Here is a 15,229-nt window from a genome sequence, read left to right as displayed (position 1 = left end):
AGTGTTGTTAAATCGCCCCGATCATAGCGGCCAAATATCATCGATAATAATCTGTAAACTACGGTTGCCGCGAAACTCGTTAATGTCCAGTTTATAAGCCAGTTCTACCTCCCGCACGCCGTTATCCGGCCAACAGGTCGTATCAATATTAAATGCGATGCCATCCAACAGCGGGCCGCCGCCGACGGGCTCCACCATCACCTTGAGGTGGCGCTCGCCCACCAGACGCTGTTGTAGCAGACGGAAACGACCATCGAATAACGGTTCCGGGAACATTTGCCCCCACGGTCCGGCATCCCGCAACAGTTGCGCCACTTCCATAGACATCTCCGCCGCGCTTAATGGACCATCGGAGATCACCTCGCCTTGCAACAGGGCAGGATCGATCCATTCCGTCACCAGCTCGCCAAAACGTTGCTGAAACTGCTCGAATTTATGCTCTTCCAGCGACAATCCCGCCGCCATCGCATGACCGCCGAACTTGATCATCAGATCAGGGTAAAGGGTATCCAGCCTTTCCAGCGCATCGCGCATATGCAACCCCTGAATCGAACGGCCTGAGCCTTTTAGCGTGCCGTCGCCCGCAGGTGCAAAGGCGATCACCGGGCGGTGAAAACGCTCTTTAATGCGCGACGCCAGAATTCCGACCACGCCCTGATGCCATTCAGGATGATACATCGCCAGACCGCCCGGAAGCGTTTCACTACTGCGCTCAAGCTTTTCGCACAGGATAAGCGCTTCCGCCTGCATCCCCTGCTCTATTTCTTTGCGCGTCTGGTTAAGCGCATCCAGCTCGCTGGCCAGAACACGCGCTTCGCCGAGGTTATCGCATAACAGTAACGCCACGCCAACGGACATATCATCCAGCCTGCCGGCGGCATTCAGGCGAGGCCCCAACGCGAAGCCTAAATCACTGGCGGCAAGCTGCTGCGGATCGCGATTCGATATCTCCAGCAACGCTTTAATTCCCGGACGGCATTTCCCGGCACGAATACGACTTAGCCCTTGCCAGGTCAGAATACGGTTGTTAGCGTCCAGCGGCACAACGTCTGCTACCGTTCCCAACGCCACTAAATCCAGCAGCTCCGCCAGATTCGGCGGCGCGATGTTGCGCTCGTCGAACCATCCTTTGTCGCGCAAAAATGTTCGCAACGCCAGCATCAGGTAAAACGCCACGCCGACGCCCGCCAGCGACTTAGACGGGAATTCGCAGTCGCGCAGATTGGGATTAATAATCGCTTCGGCCTCCGGCAACGTGTCGCCAGGCAGGTGGTGATCGGTCACGATCACCGGAATCCCCAACGTCTTTGCATGCGCTACGCCGGCGTGGGATGAGATGCCGTTGTCTACGGTGACGATAAGCTGCGCGCCGCGCGCCTTCGCCTGATCGACCACTTCCGGGCTTAAACCGTAGCCGTCTTCAAAGCGATTAGGCACCAGATAACTGATGTTGTCACATCCCAACGCACGCATTCCCAATACGCTTAGCGCAGTACTGGTCGCGCCGTCGGCGTCAAAATCGCCAACAACAATAATGCGGGTACCTTCGCGAAAGGCGTTGTAGAGGATCTCCACCGCGTTATCTATGCCGCTAAGCTGTTGCCAGGGCAGCATTCCTTTCACGCTGCGCTCCAGTTCGCGGGCGCTACGAACGCCCCGGCTGGCATATAAACGTCGTAGTAATGGAGGAAGATCGGCGGGGAGTTCCGCCGTCTCATCAGCCTCGCGCCGACGAAGTTGTCTCTGTTGTTTCACGCGTATTATTTACCACTGGTCTGTTTTTGATGCTCATCAAGAAACGCTTTCATCTCTTTCGGTCCCTGATAGCCAGGCACCACATAGCCGTTACTCAATACAATGGCTGGCGTACCGCTAACGCCCAACTGCACGCCCAACGCATAATGATCAGCAATGTTCACGTCACAGCTTGCCGGTTTCACGCCCTTACCTGCCATGGCGTCATCAAACGCTTTGTTTTTGTCTTTGGCGCACCAGATAGATTTCATATCCTGCTCCGCCTGGCTTTCCAGCCCCTGGCGCGGGAAGGCCAGATAACGTACCGTGATCCCCAGCGCGTTATAATCTTTCATCTCTTCATGTAGCTTATGACAATAGCCGCAGGTGATATCGGTAAAAACAGTAATGACATGTTTCTCATCCGGCGCTTTATAGACGATCATCTCTTTTTCCAGCGCATTTAGCTGGCTCATCAGCAGTTTGTTCGTCACGTTTACCGGATGCGCGCCGCTCACGTCATACATCGGCCCTTGAATAATATGTTTGCCGTCATCAGTGACGTACAGTACGCCGCTGTGAGTGAGGACGGTTTTCATCCCTGCCACTGGCGAGGCCTGAATTTCCGTACTCTGAACGCCCAGCTTAGCCAGCGACTGACGGATAGCCGCATCATCCGCATGGGCCACGCCTGAAAACGCCGCCGCCAGTAAAGTGAACATCATAAAACGCTTTTTCATAAACTATCCTTTCCTGTCAGCACTCATGCCCGCGGATGGTGCTGTTGATGAAGTTGACGCAAACGCTCCGTTGCGACATGCGTATAAATTTGTGTTGTCGAAAGATCGCTATGCCCAAGTAGCATTTGTACAACGCGCAAGTCGGCGCCGTGATTCAGCAAATGCGTGGCGAAAGCGTGACGTAAAACATGCGGCGATAGTTTTTCGCTATCGATTCCAGCCAGTACCGCATAATGTTTAATACGGTGCCAGAAGGTCTGCCGCGTCATCTGCTGCGCACGCTGGCTGGGGAACAATACGTCAATCGATACGCCATTGAGTAACCAGGGACGCCCATGCTCCAGATACGTTTCCAGCCAATATACCGCCTCTTCGCCTAACGGCACCAACCGCTCTTTATTGCCTTTACCGATAACCCGCACCACGCCCTGCCGCAGACTGATATCGCTCATTGTCAGCCCCACCAGTTCCGACACGCGCAAACCGGTGGCATACAGCACTTCCAACATAGCTTTATCGCGCAACTCCAAAGGTTGATCAATAAGCGGCGCCTGCAAGAGCCGTTCAACCTGCGCCTCGCTAAGGTCTTTCGGTAAACGCTGCGGAAGCTTAGGCGAGGCCAACTGCGCGCTCGGATCATCCTCACGATACTTTTCACGGTACAGATGCTGGAAAAAGCGCCGCACAGCGCTTAACAGGCGTGCGGAGCTGGTCGCTTTGTATCCGCCCTCCACCCGTTCAGCCAGCAGCGTTTGTAAATCATCAGCCTGCGCCGTCGCAAGCGTTTTTCCGCGATGATGCAACCACGCAACGACCATCGATAAATCGCGACGATACGCGCTTAATGTATTTTCCGCCAGATTTCGTTCCAGCCACAGGGCATCCAGAAACTGCTCAATACGCGCTAAATCCTGTTCCATTCGCGCTCCCTACTTCACGCTTACTTTTGGTGCATTATGCCTCATTGTGCCGTGAATGCAGCGATTCTGTTACACTACCCGCAACGCTATAGCAGAATCGAGATGTAACGTAATGAACATGGGTCTTTTTTACGGTTCCAGCACGTGCTACACCGAGATGGCCGCAGAGAAAATTCGCGATATCCTCGGCCCGGAGCTGGTGACATTACATAACCTCAAGGATGACGCCCCCGCCTTAATGGAGCAGTACGACGTGCTCATTTTAGGCATCCCCACCTGGGATTTTGGCGAAATTCAGGAGGACTGGGAAGCCGTCTGGGAGCAACTGGACGATCTCAATCTGGAAGGCAAAATCGTTGCGCTTTACGGTATGGGCGACCAACTCGGCTACGGTGAGTGGTTCCTGGATGCGCTGGGTATGTTGCATGACAAACTTGCCCTCAAAGGCGTTAAATTTGTCGGCTACTGGCCCACAGAAGGCTACGAATTTACCAGCAATAAACCGGTCATTGCGGATGGGCAACTGTTTGTCGGCCTGGCGCTGGATGAAACGAACCAGTACGATCTCAGCGATGAGCGTATACAGACCTGGTGTGAACAAATTCTCGGCGAAATGGCCGAACACTACGCCTGAAACCTTACTCGCTGTATTTCCCTCTCGACGGAACCGCGTTTACGCCGTTCCGTCAGTGTTGGCCTGATATCGGCTGCTGTAACAGTATCCGACGCAACTCACGCCATTCCGCTTCTTCCATGCTATCCGCCGCCAGCCATAAATGCTGATGACGTCCAGACTCTGCGCGTAAACGCAACACCATCCCGCTCTTCAGTAACCAGGGCGGACGCAAGAGCGTCCAGTCCTGCCCCTGCCAGCGTAAGCGCCCGTCCATGAGTAGCTTGATCTCTCCCTGACAGGTATTAATCCTGCGCTGGCTACGTACACAGTCAAACACGACCAGCGACAGTAGTATCATCCATAACGGGGTATAACTCAGCGGCCAGGGCATCAATAAAATCACCGCGGCAACCAGCCCATGAATGAGCAATGAGATCCACTGAGCGCGCCATGAGACGCGTAAATCAGATTGCCACAGGACCACGTTCCCGATTCCGTGTCTGAATGAGTCGGACCATCTGTTCCAGTTCAGCGTCAGCCGGTTTACCGTGATTCATTAACCAGTTAAATAAATCCGGGTCATCACTCTGCAACAAACGGACAAAAATACGCTTTTCTTCATCACTTAAACTATCGTACTCATGTTCAAAAAACGGCATGATGGAAATATCAAGTTCGCGCATACCGCGACGACATGCCCAGTGAATACGTGCTTTATTGTGAATATCCATGTTCTTCCTGCCTCGCGAAAATGAAGTACCGGGCTATTGTAACGTGTTTTTGGCGTTGTTTTACGGGAATCTCAGTAATCTGGAACGCGATCGCGAAATAAAAGGCTGGGAATCAATATGTTCATCCATTTTGGATACCGCCTCGCAAAACGATCAATCCGCTCTCAATGGGCTATTTAAAGCACTTGCAATGACCGATGGCTCTTTTACCATTAACCATTATTGTTGCAGCTAACCAGGACATTATTTATGGCTTTTATCTCCTTTCCACCACGTCATCCTTCATCGTCAGCCCGCCTGCCGCTGACGCTGATCGCGCTTGACGACTGGGCGCTGTCGACCATTACCGGCGTAGACAGTGAAAAGTATATTCAGGGCCAGGTCACCGCTGACGTAAGCCAGATGACTGAACAGCAACACCTTCTCGCCGCCCACTGCGATGCTAAAGGTAAGATGTGGAGCACTCTGCGCCTGTTCCGTGAGCGCGACGGTTTCGCCTGGATTGAACGCCGTAGCGTGCGTGAAGCGCAATTAACGGAGCTGAAAAAGTACGCCGTATTTTCCAAAGTGGTCATCGCGCCGGATGACGAACGCGTATTGCTTGGCGTGGCAGGTTTTCAGGCCCGCGCGGCGCTGGCTAATGTCTTTAGCGTACTGCCCAATAGCGAAAATCAGGTGGTCAGAGACGGCGCCTCTACGCTGCTATGGTTTGAACATCCTGCGGAACGATTCCTGCTTGTCACCGATGTCGCGACGGCCAACATGTTAACGGAGAAGTTGCATGGCGAAGCCGAACTGAATAACAGTCAACAGTGGCTGGCGTTGGATATTGAAGCAGGCATTCCGGTGATTGACGCGGCGAACAGCGGTCAGTTTATCCCCCAGGCGACTAACCTACAGGCGCTGGGCGGCATCAGCTTCAAGAAAGGCTGCTACACCGGACAGGAGATGGTCGCACGAGCAAAATTCCGCGGCGCCAATAAACGCGCGCTTTGGTTGCTGGCGGGCAAAGCCAGCCGGGTACCGGAAGCAGGAGAAGATCTGGAGCTACAGATGGGCGAGAACTGGCGTCGTACGGGCGCTATTCTGGCGGCGACGCAGTTGGACGATGGTCAGTTACTGGTTCAGGCCGTCATGAATAACGATTTAGAAGCCGAAAGCGTCTTCCGCGTTCGCGACAATGCCAACACCCTGCATATCGTCCCGCTGCCCTACTCGCTGGAAGAGTGATATCACGTTAAAAGCCGGATAGCCTGATAGCGCAACGCCATCAGGCTCGCACGTGCTGTTGTCGTAGGCCGGATAAGATGCGACAGTGCCGCCATCCGGCACGGGCATCCGGGAGTTACGCCTGTCCCACATACAAATAGATGGCCAGGAAGTGGCACACGCTGCCGCCCAGCACAAAGCCATGCCAGATGGCGTGGTTATAAGGTATGCGTTTGCAAACATAGAAAATTACGCCCAGAGAGTAAACGACGCCACCTACCGTCAGCAGCGTCACGCCGCCTATCGCCAGCTTAATCGCCAACTGATAAACCACTATCAGCGACAGCCAGCCCATTGCCAGATACGTAACCAGTGAAAGCACTTTAAATCGGTGCGCAATCGTCAACTTAAAGAGGATACCGAGTAGCGCCAGGCTCCAGATCACAATCATTAGCCCGCGCGCCAGCGGCGAATCCAGACCTACCAGCAGAAATGGCGTATAGGTTCCGGCAATGAGCAGATAGATAGCGCAGTGATCAAATTTCTTTAACCAGATTTTTGCCCGCTGATGAGGAATGGCATGATAAAGCGTTGAGGCTAGAAAAAGCAGGATCATGCTCCCGCCATATAAACTGTAGCTGGCGATAGCCGTCATACCCGCATTCGCCTCTACCGCCTGAACCAACAACAGCACCAGGCCAACAATACCAAATACCAATCCAATGCCGTGGCTAATACTGTTGGCGATTTCCTCAGCCAGCGAATATCCCTGCGTCACCAATGGTTTTTGCACCATAACTTACTCCGGAGAAACGTTCATAACGATGAACTGCGCCTCTAGCGTAACTGAGAATGGTTCCAGTGAACACATGTTAGCCAAAATAAATTCGCAAAATTAAATTTTCTATATTATTCAATATCTTAATTACAAAAACTCAACTAACACGCGTTCATGTTTATCAAAGGCATTTAAAATCAATCACATAAAATTGCGTCTGGTTGGGATAGATTTCGGCAATGACCCGTTTCAGCTCATCAAGTGACATATTTTCCTGTTGCGCATGTTTTTCGTTCAGCGTATCCAGCGTCACAGTTGACGTTCCTGTCACTTCGATTGTGCAAAAATAGCCATCATCTTCGAACCGCCCCACGCGTAGCATATCGCCTGCTTTAAAGTGGGATTCGGAGGCATCACGAATAGTAATGGTTTTACGCCCTGCCAGAATGTCATTCTGGAAACGTTGAAAGAAAGTAATGTCGTTTGGCTGCATGTGGTTATCCCCTGAATATGGCCCCTTGAAGTGGATGTTACGATCTGAATGTGTTCTTGCCCCGACACGCGAGCACCATGGAATTTTGCGTACGCTTTACATGTCATTTGGTGCAGAATGAATGATAACAGACTAAGAGCCTATCCCAGTAGGCGTTATTGGCGCAGCCAGTTTGGACACGGACAGCGCGCAAAAACCGGAGCGTACACGTAGTACGTGAGGATTTTGAGCACTGTCCAGGTCCAAAATGGCAAGTAAAATAGCCCTAATGAGATAGGATCTAAATAAATTGAGATTATGCAACAATGAGAAAACTCACCTTGCCAAAAGATTTTTTATGGGGCGGCGCGGTTGCTGCACACCAGGTTGAAGGCGGCTGGAATAAAGGAGGTAAAGGCCCCAGCATCTGCGACGTGCTAACCGGCGGCGCACACGGCGTGCCACGCGAAATCACCCAGGATGTCGTTGCTGGCAAATACTATCCGAACCACGAGGCGGTGGATTTTTACGGACATTACAAAGAAGACATCCGTCTTTTCGCCGAAATGGGGTTCAAATGCTTCCGTACCTCTATTGCCTGGACGCGTATCTTCCCGAATGGCGACGAATCCCAGCCAAACGAGGCCGGTCTGAAATTCTACGACGACATGTTTGATGAATTGCTCAAATACAACATCGAACCGGTCATCACCCTTTCCCACTTTGAAATGCCATTACATCTGGTACAGCACTACGGCGGCTGGACCAATCGTAAGGTCGTTGATTTCTTTGTCCGTTTTGCTGAAGTCGTGTTTGAACGCTACAAACATAAGGTCAAATACTGGATGACCTTCAACGAAATTAACAACCAGCGAAACTGGCGCGCGCCGCTGTTTGGCTACTGCTGTTCCGGCGTGGTGTATACCGAGCATGAGAATCCAGAAGAAACCATGTATCAGGTCTTACATCATCAGTTTGTCGCCAGCGCGCTGGCGGTAAAAGCGGCACGTCGCATTAACCCGCAGATGAAAGTGGGCTGTATGCTGGCGATGGTCGCGCTGTATCCTTTCTCCTGTAAACCAGAAGATGTGATGTTTGCTCAGGAGTCGATGCGTGAACGCTATGTCTTTACCGACGTCCAGCTACGCGGCTATTACCCGTCTTATGTATTGAACGAGTGGGAGCGCCGCGGATTTAACATCAAAATGGAAGATGGTGATCTTGAAGTGCTGCGCGAAGGCACCTGCGATTATCTTGGTTTCAGTTATTACATGACCAACGCGGTCAAAGCCGAAGGCGGTAGCGGCGATGCGATTTCCGGTTTTGAAGGCAGCGTACCGAACCCCTATGTTAAAGCCTCTGACTGGGGCTGGCAGATTGACCCGGTGGGCCTGCGTTATTCATTGTGTGAACTGTACGAACGCTATCAAAAGCCGCTGTTTATTGTCGAAAACGGTTTTGGTGCTTACGACAAAGTAGAAGACGATGGCAGCATCAACGACGACTATCGCATTGACTACCTACGCGCCCATATTGAAGAGATGATGAAAGCAGTGACCTGGGATGGCGTAGATCTCATGGGCTACACGCCGTGGGGCTGCATCGACTGCGTCTCGTTTACCACCGGTCAGTACAGCAAGCGCTACGGCTTCATCTACGTGAACAAGCACGATGACGGTACGGGCGATATGTCGCGTTCGCGTAAGAAAAGCTTCAACTGGTACAAAGAGGTGATCGCCAGCAACGGCGAGAATCTGTAGTAAATATGGCCGGGTGGCGGCTGCGCCTTACCCGGCCTACAGATTGTTAATGCCGGATTACTGGTAGTCGCTCATCGGTACGCAGGAGCAGAACAGGTTACGGTCGCCATAAACATCATCCAGACGTTTCACCGTCGGCCAGTATTTGTTCGCCACACCTGCCGGGAAGACAGCGATTTCGCGGCTATAACCGTGATTCCACTCGCTTACCAGCTCATTCTGGGTGTGCGGCGAGTTCACCAGCGGGTTATCTTCCAGCGGCCACTCACCGGCTTTCACGCGATCGATTTCCGCGCGAATCGCCAGCATCGCATTGATAAAGCGATCCAGCTCGGCCTTACCTTCAGATTCCGTCGGCTCTACCATCAGCGTGCCCGCGACCGGGAACGACATCGTCGGCGCATGGAAACCATAGTCGATCAGGCGCTTGGCAATATCCAGCTCGCTGATGCCGGTTTCTTCTTTCAATGGGCGAATATCAAGAATACATTCGTGCGCCACACGGCCATCGCGACCGGTATACAGTACCGGGTACGCGTCTTTCAGACGACTGGCAATGTAGTTAGCGTTAAGAATCGCGACCTGACTTGCCTGCTTCAGGCCTTCTGCGCCCATCATGCGGATGTACATCCAACTAATCGGCAGAATGGAGGCGCTGCCGAACGGTGCCGCAGACACCGCGCCCTGGCGGGTTAACATGCCTTCAATTTGCACCACACTGTGACCCGGTACAAACGGTGCCAGATGCGCTTTCACGCCGATCGGTCCCATGCCTGGGCCGCCGCCGCCGTGCGGAATGCAGAAAGTTTTATGCAGATTCAGATGCGAAACGTCCGCGCCAATAAAACCCGGTGAGGTGATGCCGACCTGGGCGTTCATGTTCGCGCCGTCAAGGTAAACCTGACCACCGAACTGATGAACGATGTCACACACGTCACGGATCGTTTCTTCATAGACGCCGTGCGTAGACGGATAGGTCACCATGATGCAAGAAAGATTCGCAGCATGTTGTTCTGCTTTTGCCCGCAGATCGTCCAGGTCGATGTTGCCGTTCTTATCACAGGCGACTACCACCACCTGCATTCCTGCCATATGTGCAGAAGCAGGGTTAGTGCCGTGAGCAGAGGCCGGGATCAGGCAGATATCGCGATGCCCTTCGTTGCGGCTTTCGTGATAGTGACGAATCGCCAGCAGCCCCGCGTATTCCCCCTGTGCGCCGGAGTTAGGCTGCATACAGACGGCGTCGTACCCGGTGAGTTTCACCAGCCAGTCAGAAAGCTGGCTAATCATCTGATGATATCCTTCGGCCTGTTCCGGCGGGCAGAACGGGTGCAGTTCAGCGAATTCCGGCCAGGTGATAGGGATCATCTCGGCGGCGGCGTTCAGCTTCATGGTGCAGGAACCCAGCGGGATCATCGCCTGATTCAGCGCCAGATCTTTACGCTCCAGCGAGTGCATGTAGCGCATCATCTCGGTTTCGCTGTGGAAACGGTTAAATACCGGATGCGTCAGAATCGCATCGTCGCGCAGCATACTTTGCTGAATGGAACGGCTATCAAGCGCCACGTCTTTATCCAGTGTTTCAATGTTCAGACCGTGACTGTCGCCCAACAAAACATTGAACAACTGCGCCACATTCTCACGGGTGGTGGTTTCATCAAGGGTGATACCTACCGCGTTATGAATATCGCTGCGCAGATTGATCTCCGCCGCTTCCGCACGCGCCAGTACCGCAGCTTTATCAGCCACTTCCACACACAGCGTGTCAAAGTAATGCGCATGACGCAGCTTTAAGCCTTTCTGCTGCAGACCTGCCGCCAGAATATCGGTCAGGCGGTGGATACGATTAGCGATGCGCTTCAGACCGACCGGACCATGATAAACGGCATACAGACTGGCGATGTTAGCCAGCAGTACCTGCGAGGTACAAATGTTGGAGTTCGCTTTCTCACGGCGGATATGCTGCTCGCGAGTCTGCATCGCCATGCGCAGTGCGGTATTGCCCGCCGCATCTTTTGAGACGCCGATAATACGGCCTGGCATGGAGCGTTTAAATTCGTCTTTGGCGGCAAAGAATGCCGCATGCGGGCCACCGTACCCCATCGGTACGCCGAAGCGTTGCGCAGAGCCGAAAACAATGTCCGCGCCCTGTTTGCCCGGAGCCGTCAGCAGCACCAGCGCCATAAAGTCGGCGGCGACGCTGACAATCACTTTACGGGCTTTGAGTTCGCTAATCAGCGCGCTGTAATCGTGAATTTCGCCCGTGGAGCCAACCTGCTGCAACAGCACGCCAAACACATCCTGGTGATCCAATGCTTTCGCCGCGTCATCCACAATGACGTCAAAGCCAAAGGTTTCGGCGCGAGTACGCACGACGTCCAGAGTTTGCGGATGGACATCCGAGGCGACAAAGAACCGGTTGGCATTTTTCAATTTGCTGACGCGCTTTGCCATCGCCATCGCTTCAGCGGCGGCGGTCGCTTCATCCAGCAGCGAGGCGGAAGCCATGTCCAGCCCCGTCAGGTCCAGCGTCACCTGTTGGAAGTTGAGCAGCGCTTCCAGACGCCCCTGAGAGACTTCCGGCTGATAAGGGGTGTAGGCGGTATACCAGCCTGGATTTTCCAGCATGTTGCGCAGGATAACCGGCGGTAGCTGCACGGCGGTGTAGCCCATGCCAATGTACGACGTGAAGCGCTTGTTACGCCCGGCGATGGCTTTTAATTCCGCCAGTGCGGCATATTCGGTTGCCGCCTCGCCAATCTGCGGCGGAGTCGCGAGCTGAATGTCTTTCGGCACAATCTGACCTGTCAGCGCGTTTAACGACTCGGCGCCAACCGCATTCAGCATCTCTTGTTGCTGTGCGGCGTCCGGTCCGATGTGGCGTTCAATGAAAGCGCCGCGGTTTTCAAGCTGGCTTAACGTCTGTGTCATGGGCGATGGTTCCTGAAACGTGCAGTGAATCGTGATTGTCTCTAACTCAATTGCCCGGTGGCGCTGACGCTTACCGGGCCTACGCGTGCGAAAACGAATACGCAAAATAATTCGCGTTGCAGTGAGTAGGCCGGATAAGCATTAGCGCCATCCGGCACAACATTATTCGTCTTCTAACAATGCCTCATACGCGGTGGCATCCAGCAGCGATTCAAGTTCGCTTTCATCGCTGGCTTTGATTTTAAAGATCCAGCCACCGGCATACGGTTCGCTGTTCACCAGCTCCGGGGAGTCGCTCAGCGCATCGTTTACCGCCACGATCTCGCCGCTTACCGGCGCATAAATGTCGGACGCCGCTTTTACGGACTCCGCCACGGCGCAGTCGTCGCCCGCGCTTACGGTCGCGCCGACTTCCGGCAGATCAACAAAAACCATATCGCCCAACAGCTCCTGAGCGTGTTCAGTAATGCCAACGGTGTAAGTGCCATCCGCTTCTTTACGCAGCCATTCGTGTTCTTTGCTGTATTTCAGTTCTGCGGGTACGTTGCTCATCAATTAATCTCCAAAAAAGGATGAATCACGCGACGGCTTTGCCGTTACGCACAAAAACAGGTTTAGTCACTTTTACCGGCATTTCACGGTTACGAATTTGTACAATCGCCGTCTCGCCGATGCCCGCCGGAACGCGCGCCAGCGCAATGCTGTAGCCCAACGTTGGGGAAAACGTCCCGCTGGTGATAATGCCTTCTTGCTGATTGCCCTGCGCATCGGTAAAACGCACCGGCAGTTCATTACGCAATACGCCTTTCTCGGTCATCACCAGACCGACAAGCTGCTCATGGCCTTTTTCACGCTGCATCTCCAGCGCCTCACGGCCAATAAAGTCGCGGTCAGCAGGTTCCCAGGCGATAGTCCATCCCATATTGGCCGCCAGCGGAGAGATACCTTCATCCATCTCCTGACCGTACAGGTTCATGCCTGCTTCCAGACGCAGCGTGTCGCGCGCGCCAAGACCGCACGGCTTCACGCCCGCCTCCACCAGCGCACGCCAGAAATCCGCCGCTTTTTCATTCGGCATGGCGATTTCATAGCCCGCTTCGCCGGTATAACCGGTGGTGGCGATAAACAGATCACCCGCCTGAACGCCGAAGAACGGCTTCATACCTTCTACTGCATGGCGCTGTTCGTCAGTAAACAGCGTTGCTGCTTTTTCCTGCGCATTCGGCCCCTGTACCGCAATCAGCGACAGGTCGTCACGAACGGTGATGTCGATGGCATAAGGTTCAGCGTGTTGGGTAATCCAGGAGAGGTCTTTTTCGCGGGTGGCGGAGTTAACAACGAGACGGAAGAAATCTTCAGTGAAGTAGTAGACGATAAGGTCATCAATCACGCCGCCCGATGCGTTAAGCATACCGGAGTAGAGGGCTTTACCCGTCTTCGTTAGCTTCGCGACGTCGTTTGCCAGCAGATAACGCAAGAACTCCCGGGTGCGGCTGCCATGAAGATCGACAATGGTCATATGCGATACATCAAACATCCCGGCATCGGTGCGCACAGCGTGGTGTTCATCAAGCTGAGAGCCGTAATGCAGGGGCATTATCCAGCCATGAAAATCGACCATGCGGGCGCCGCATAGCGTGTGTTGTTCGTACAAAGGCGTCTGTTGGGCCATCTTTTCCTCGTTGAATTAGCGGGGGCTAACAACCATTTTCATGGGAAATCTTCGCCACGAAACCTGGCATCGACGCCCTTTTTCCTGCGCCGACGCAAACGTTCTCTTGCTCCTGAACTTACCACCGAACCAGGCGCTAAACCATAAGGATGAATTTACCATCACATTAGCTTATGACTAAAAAACGCTAAAATCCCATCAGCACAAAAAACCACTATTACGCTAAATAACCGCCATAAAAAGGAAGCTGATACGATTTATCACAATATAAATTAATATTAAATGTGGAAAAAATGTCGAAAATCGCGTTCGCCAAAAATAGTAGCATTAGAAAATATAATGCGAAATAAGCGGTGAAATTAGATTATTTCAAACGAGGAAAGCCCCCCGGCGCGATAGCCGGGAAAGCAAAGTGTGACGGGTTTCAAACTCTTGCTGGCGTGCAGTCAGACGCTTAACGAAGCCATTGCGGAAGGTCGTTTAGCCCCATTGCCTGGCGAAGCAGTTGGGGTTTGACGCCGGGGAGCGTATCCGCCAGTTTCAGCCCGATGTCGCGCAGCAATTTTTTTGCCGGGTTTTCGCCGGCAAACAGGTCACGAAAACCTTGCATCCCGGCAAGCATCATCGCCGCGCTATGTTTACGGCTACGCTCATAACGACGAAGATAAAGATGTTGACCAATGTCTTTGCCCTGGCGCTGAAGCCGGCGCAGATCGTCCACCAGTTCGGCCGCGTCCATAAAGCCGAGGTTGACGCCTTGCCCTGCCAGCGGGTGGATGGTGTGCGCGGCATCGCCGACCAACGCCAGACGATGCGCAGCAAACTGGCGAGCATAGCGGCCCGTCAGCGGAAAAACCTGCCGTTCGCTTTCCAGGCGGCATAAGCCCAGCCGATTATCGAAGGCGATAGTCAACGCCTGGTTAAACGCCTCGTCGCCGCTCTGTTGCATACGCTCCGCATCCTGCGGAGAAAGCGACCAGACAATGGAACACAGATGCGGATCGCTTAACGGCAAAAACGCCAGAATACCTTCACCATGAAACACCTGGCGAGCAACCGCGCCGTGCGGCTCTTCGGTGCGGATAGTCGCTACCAGCGCATGGTGACGGTAGTCCCAGAAAGTTAAGGGAATATCCGCTTTGTTACGCAGCCAGGAGTTGGCGCCATCCGCGGCAATCACCAGACGCGCGGTTAACATCGCGCCGTCTTTTAACGTCAGGAAGGCGTCGTTCTCTCCCCAGGCGACCTGCTGTAACTCCGCTGGCGCCATTAAGGTGATATCCGCCCCTTGCTGCGCTTTTTGCCACAGTGCATAGTGAATGACGCTGTTTTCAACAATATGCCCCAGATGGCTATATCCCATGCTTGCGTCATCAAACGTAATACGGCCAAAGCTGTCTTTATCCCAGACTTCCATACCGTGGTAGCAACTTGCCCGTCGCGCCACAATGTTTGACCATACGCCAAGACGGGTAAGCAGTTTTTCGCTGGCGGCATTAATCGCCGACACCCGAAGCTGAGGCGGCGCATCGTTCGCCAACGGCTGGGGGACAACGTGATCCAGTACCGCAACGCGCAAGCCGCTCCCCTGCAAGCCGCAGGCGACAGCCAGTCCCACCATGCCTCCGCCAACTATTGCTACATCAACACTTTGCACTATTTACTC

General features: G+C 53.6%; 14 protein-coding genes. 3 read left to right on the top strand and 11 right to left on the bottom strand.

Annotated elements, in window-relative coordinates; genetic code table 11:
- Positions 1-21: 21 nt before the first annotated feature.
- The 3 genes from recJ to xerD are packed head-to-tail and all read right to left on the bottom strand — an operon-like array spanning position 22 to position 3,394.
- Positions 22-1,755 (bottom strand): single-stranded-DNA-specific exonuclease RecJ, encoded by a 1,734-nt coding sequence (recJ, locus tag ACLD11_RS06260; RefSeq protein WP_411014686.1) that lies wholly within the window; start codon positions 1,753-1,755, stop codon positions 22-24.
- Positions 1,756-1,760: 5 nt separating this feature from the next.
- Positions 1,761-2,474, bottom strand: coding sequence for a bifunctional protein-disulfide isomerase/oxidoreductase DsbC (gene dsbC / locus ACLD11_RS06255; protein WP_000745614.1), 714 nt, complete (start codon positions 2,472-2,474; stop codon positions 1,761-1,763).
- Between the two features lie 23 nt (positions 2,475-2,497).
- On the bottom strand, positions 2,498-3,394 hold the full coding sequence (gene xerD / locus ACLD11_RS06250) for a site-specific tyrosine recombinase XerD (RefSeq protein WP_411014685.1): 897 nt from the start codon (positions 3,392-3,394) through the stop codon (positions 2,498-2,500).
- Positions 3,395-3,506: 112 nt separating this feature from the next.
- Between xerD and fldB the strand changes: the two genes are divergently transcribed.
- Positions 3,507-4,028, top strand: a complete 522-nt coding sequence (gene fldB / locus ACLD11_RS06245) for a flavodoxin FldB (protein ID WP_001055885.1) — start codon at positions 3,507-3,509, stop codon at positions 4,026-4,028.
- 52 nt (positions 4,029-4,080) lie between these two features.
- Here fldB and ACLD11_RS06240 read toward each other — a convergent pair whose 3' ends face one another.
- A complete protein-coding gene (locus ACLD11_RS06240; protein ID WP_000244756.1) occupies positions 4,081-4,494 on the bottom strand; it encodes a protein YgfX in 414 nt (137 codons plus the stop codon).
- Positions 4,475-4,741 carry an FAD assembly factor SdhE gene (gene sdhE, locus ACLD11_RS06235; protein ID WP_000351186.1) on the bottom strand — a complete coding sequence of 89 codons (267 nt, stop codon included), beginning with the start codon at positions 4,739-4,741 and terminating at the stop codon, positions 4,475-4,477. Before sdhE ends, ACLD11_RS06240 begins: the two co-directional genes overlap by 20 nt.
- Positions 4,742-4,990: 249 nt before the next feature.
- Between sdhE and ygfZ the strand changes: the two genes are divergently transcribed.
- Positions 4,991-5,971 carry a tRNA-modifying protein YgfZ gene (gene ygfZ, locus ACLD11_RS06230; RefSeq protein WP_369531949.1) on the top strand — a complete coding sequence of 327 codons (981 nt, stop codon included), beginning with the start codon at positions 4,991-4,993 and terminating at the stop codon, positions 5,969-5,971.
- A 115-nt stretch (positions 5,972-6,086) separates the two neighbouring features.
- On the opposite strand, the gene trhA is transcribed toward ygfZ, so the two are convergent.
- Positions 6,087-6,746: a PAQR family membrane homeostasis protein TrhA gene (gene trhA / locus ACLD11_RS06225; protein ID WP_411014684.1), complete on the bottom strand. Its 660-nt coding sequence runs from the start codon at positions 6,744-6,746 to the stop codon at positions 6,087-6,089.
- Between the two features lie 163 nt (positions 6,747-6,909).
- Positions 6,910-7,221 (bottom strand): N(4)-acetylcytidine aminohydrolase, encoded by a 312-nt coding sequence (gene yqfB, locus ACLD11_RS06220; RefSeq protein ID WP_001182972.1) that lies wholly within the window; start codon positions 7,219-7,221, stop codon positions 6,910-6,912.
- A 305-nt stretch (positions 7,222-7,526) separates the two neighbouring features.
- Between yqfB and bglA the strand changes: the two genes are divergently transcribed.
- Positions 7,527-8,960 carry a 6-phospho-beta-glucosidase BglA gene (gene bglA, locus ACLD11_RS06215; protein ID WP_411014683.1) on the top strand — a complete coding sequence of 478 codons (1,434 nt, stop codon included), beginning with the start codon at positions 7,527-7,529 and terminating at the stop codon, positions 8,958-8,960.
- A gap of 57 nt (positions 8,961-9,017) precedes the next feature.
- Here bglA and gcvP read toward each other — a convergent pair whose 3' ends face one another.
- The 4 genes from gcvP to ubiI form a co-directional block, all read right to left on the bottom strand.
- Complete coding sequence (gcvP, locus tag ACLD11_RS06210) at positions 9,018-11,891, bottom strand: aminomethyl-transferring glycine dehydrogenase (RefSeq protein ID WP_411014682.1); 2,874 nt, start codon at positions 11,889-11,891, stop codon at positions 9,018-9,020.
- Positions 11,892-12,053: 162 nt separating this feature from the next.
- Positions 12,054-12,443: a glycine cleavage system protein GcvH gene (gene gcvH, locus ACLD11_RS06205; protein ID WP_001295377.1), complete on the bottom strand. Its 390-nt coding sequence runs from the start codon at positions 12,441-12,443 to the stop codon at positions 12,054-12,056.
- A gap of 25 nt (positions 12,444-12,468) precedes the next feature.
- Positions 12,469-13,563, bottom strand: a complete 1,095-nt coding sequence (gene gcvT / locus ACLD11_RS06200) for a glycine cleavage system aminomethyltransferase GcvT (RefSeq protein ID WP_411014681.1) — start codon at positions 13,561-13,563, stop codon at positions 12,469-12,471.
- A gap of 454 nt (positions 13,564-14,017) precedes the next feature.
- A complete protein-coding gene (ubiI, locus tag ACLD11_RS06195; RefSeq protein WP_411014680.1) occupies positions 14,018-15,220 on the bottom strand; it encodes an FAD-dependent 2-octaprenylphenol hydroxylase in 1,203 nt (400 codons plus the stop codon).
- Positions 15,221-15,229: the final 9 nt, after the last annotated feature.

It is taken from the genome of Salmonella sp. 741265116_PST (genome assembly GCF_046567715.1).
In the GTDB taxonomy this organism is placed as follows: Bacteria; Pseudomonadota; Gammaproteobacteria; order Enterobacterales; family Enterobacteriaceae; genus Salmonella; species Salmonella enterica.
This window is presented reverse-complemented; position numbering and strand designations above follow the sequence as displayed.

Coding starts and splice junctions, on each gene's coding strand:
- sdhE (WP_000351186.1), bottom strand. CDS start 4,741: ATGGATATTCACAATAAAGCACGTATTCACTGGGCATGTCGTCGCGGT.
- gcvT (WP_411014681.1), bottom strand. CDS start 13,563: ATGGCCCAACAGACGCCTTTGTACGAACAACACACGCTATGCGGCGCC.
- trhA (WP_411014684.1), bottom strand. CDS start 6,746: ATGGTGCAAAAACCATTGGTGACGCAGGGATATTCGCTGGCTGAGGAA.
- ygfZ (WP_369531949.1), top strand. CDS start 4,991: ATGGCTTTTATCTCCTTTCCACCACGTCATCCTTCATCGTCAGCCCGC.
- gcvP (WP_411014682.1), bottom strand. CDS start 11,891: ATGACACAGACGTTAAGCCAGCTTGAAAACCGCGGCGCTTTCATTGAA.
- fldB (WP_001055885.1), top strand. CDS start 3,507: ATGAACATGGGTCTTTTTTACGGTTCCAGCACGTGCTACACCGAGATG.
- bglA (WP_411014683.1), top strand. CDS start 7,527: ATGAGAAAACTCACCTTGCCAAAAGATTTTTTATGGGGCGGCGCGGTT.
- gcvH (WP_001295377.1), bottom strand. CDS start 12,443: ATGAGCAACGTACCCGCAGAACTGAAATACAGCAAAGAACACGAATGG.
- yqfB (WP_001182972.1), bottom strand. CDS start 7,221: ATGCAGCCAAACGACATTACTTTCTTTCAACGTTTCCAGAATGACATT.
- dsbC (WP_000745614.1), bottom strand. CDS start 2,474: ATGAAAAAGCGTTTTATGATGTTCACTTTACTGGCGGCGGCGTTTTCA.
- xerD (WP_411014685.1), bottom strand. CDS start 3,394: ATGGAACAGGATTTAGCGCGTATTGAGCAGTTTCTGGATGCCCTGTGG.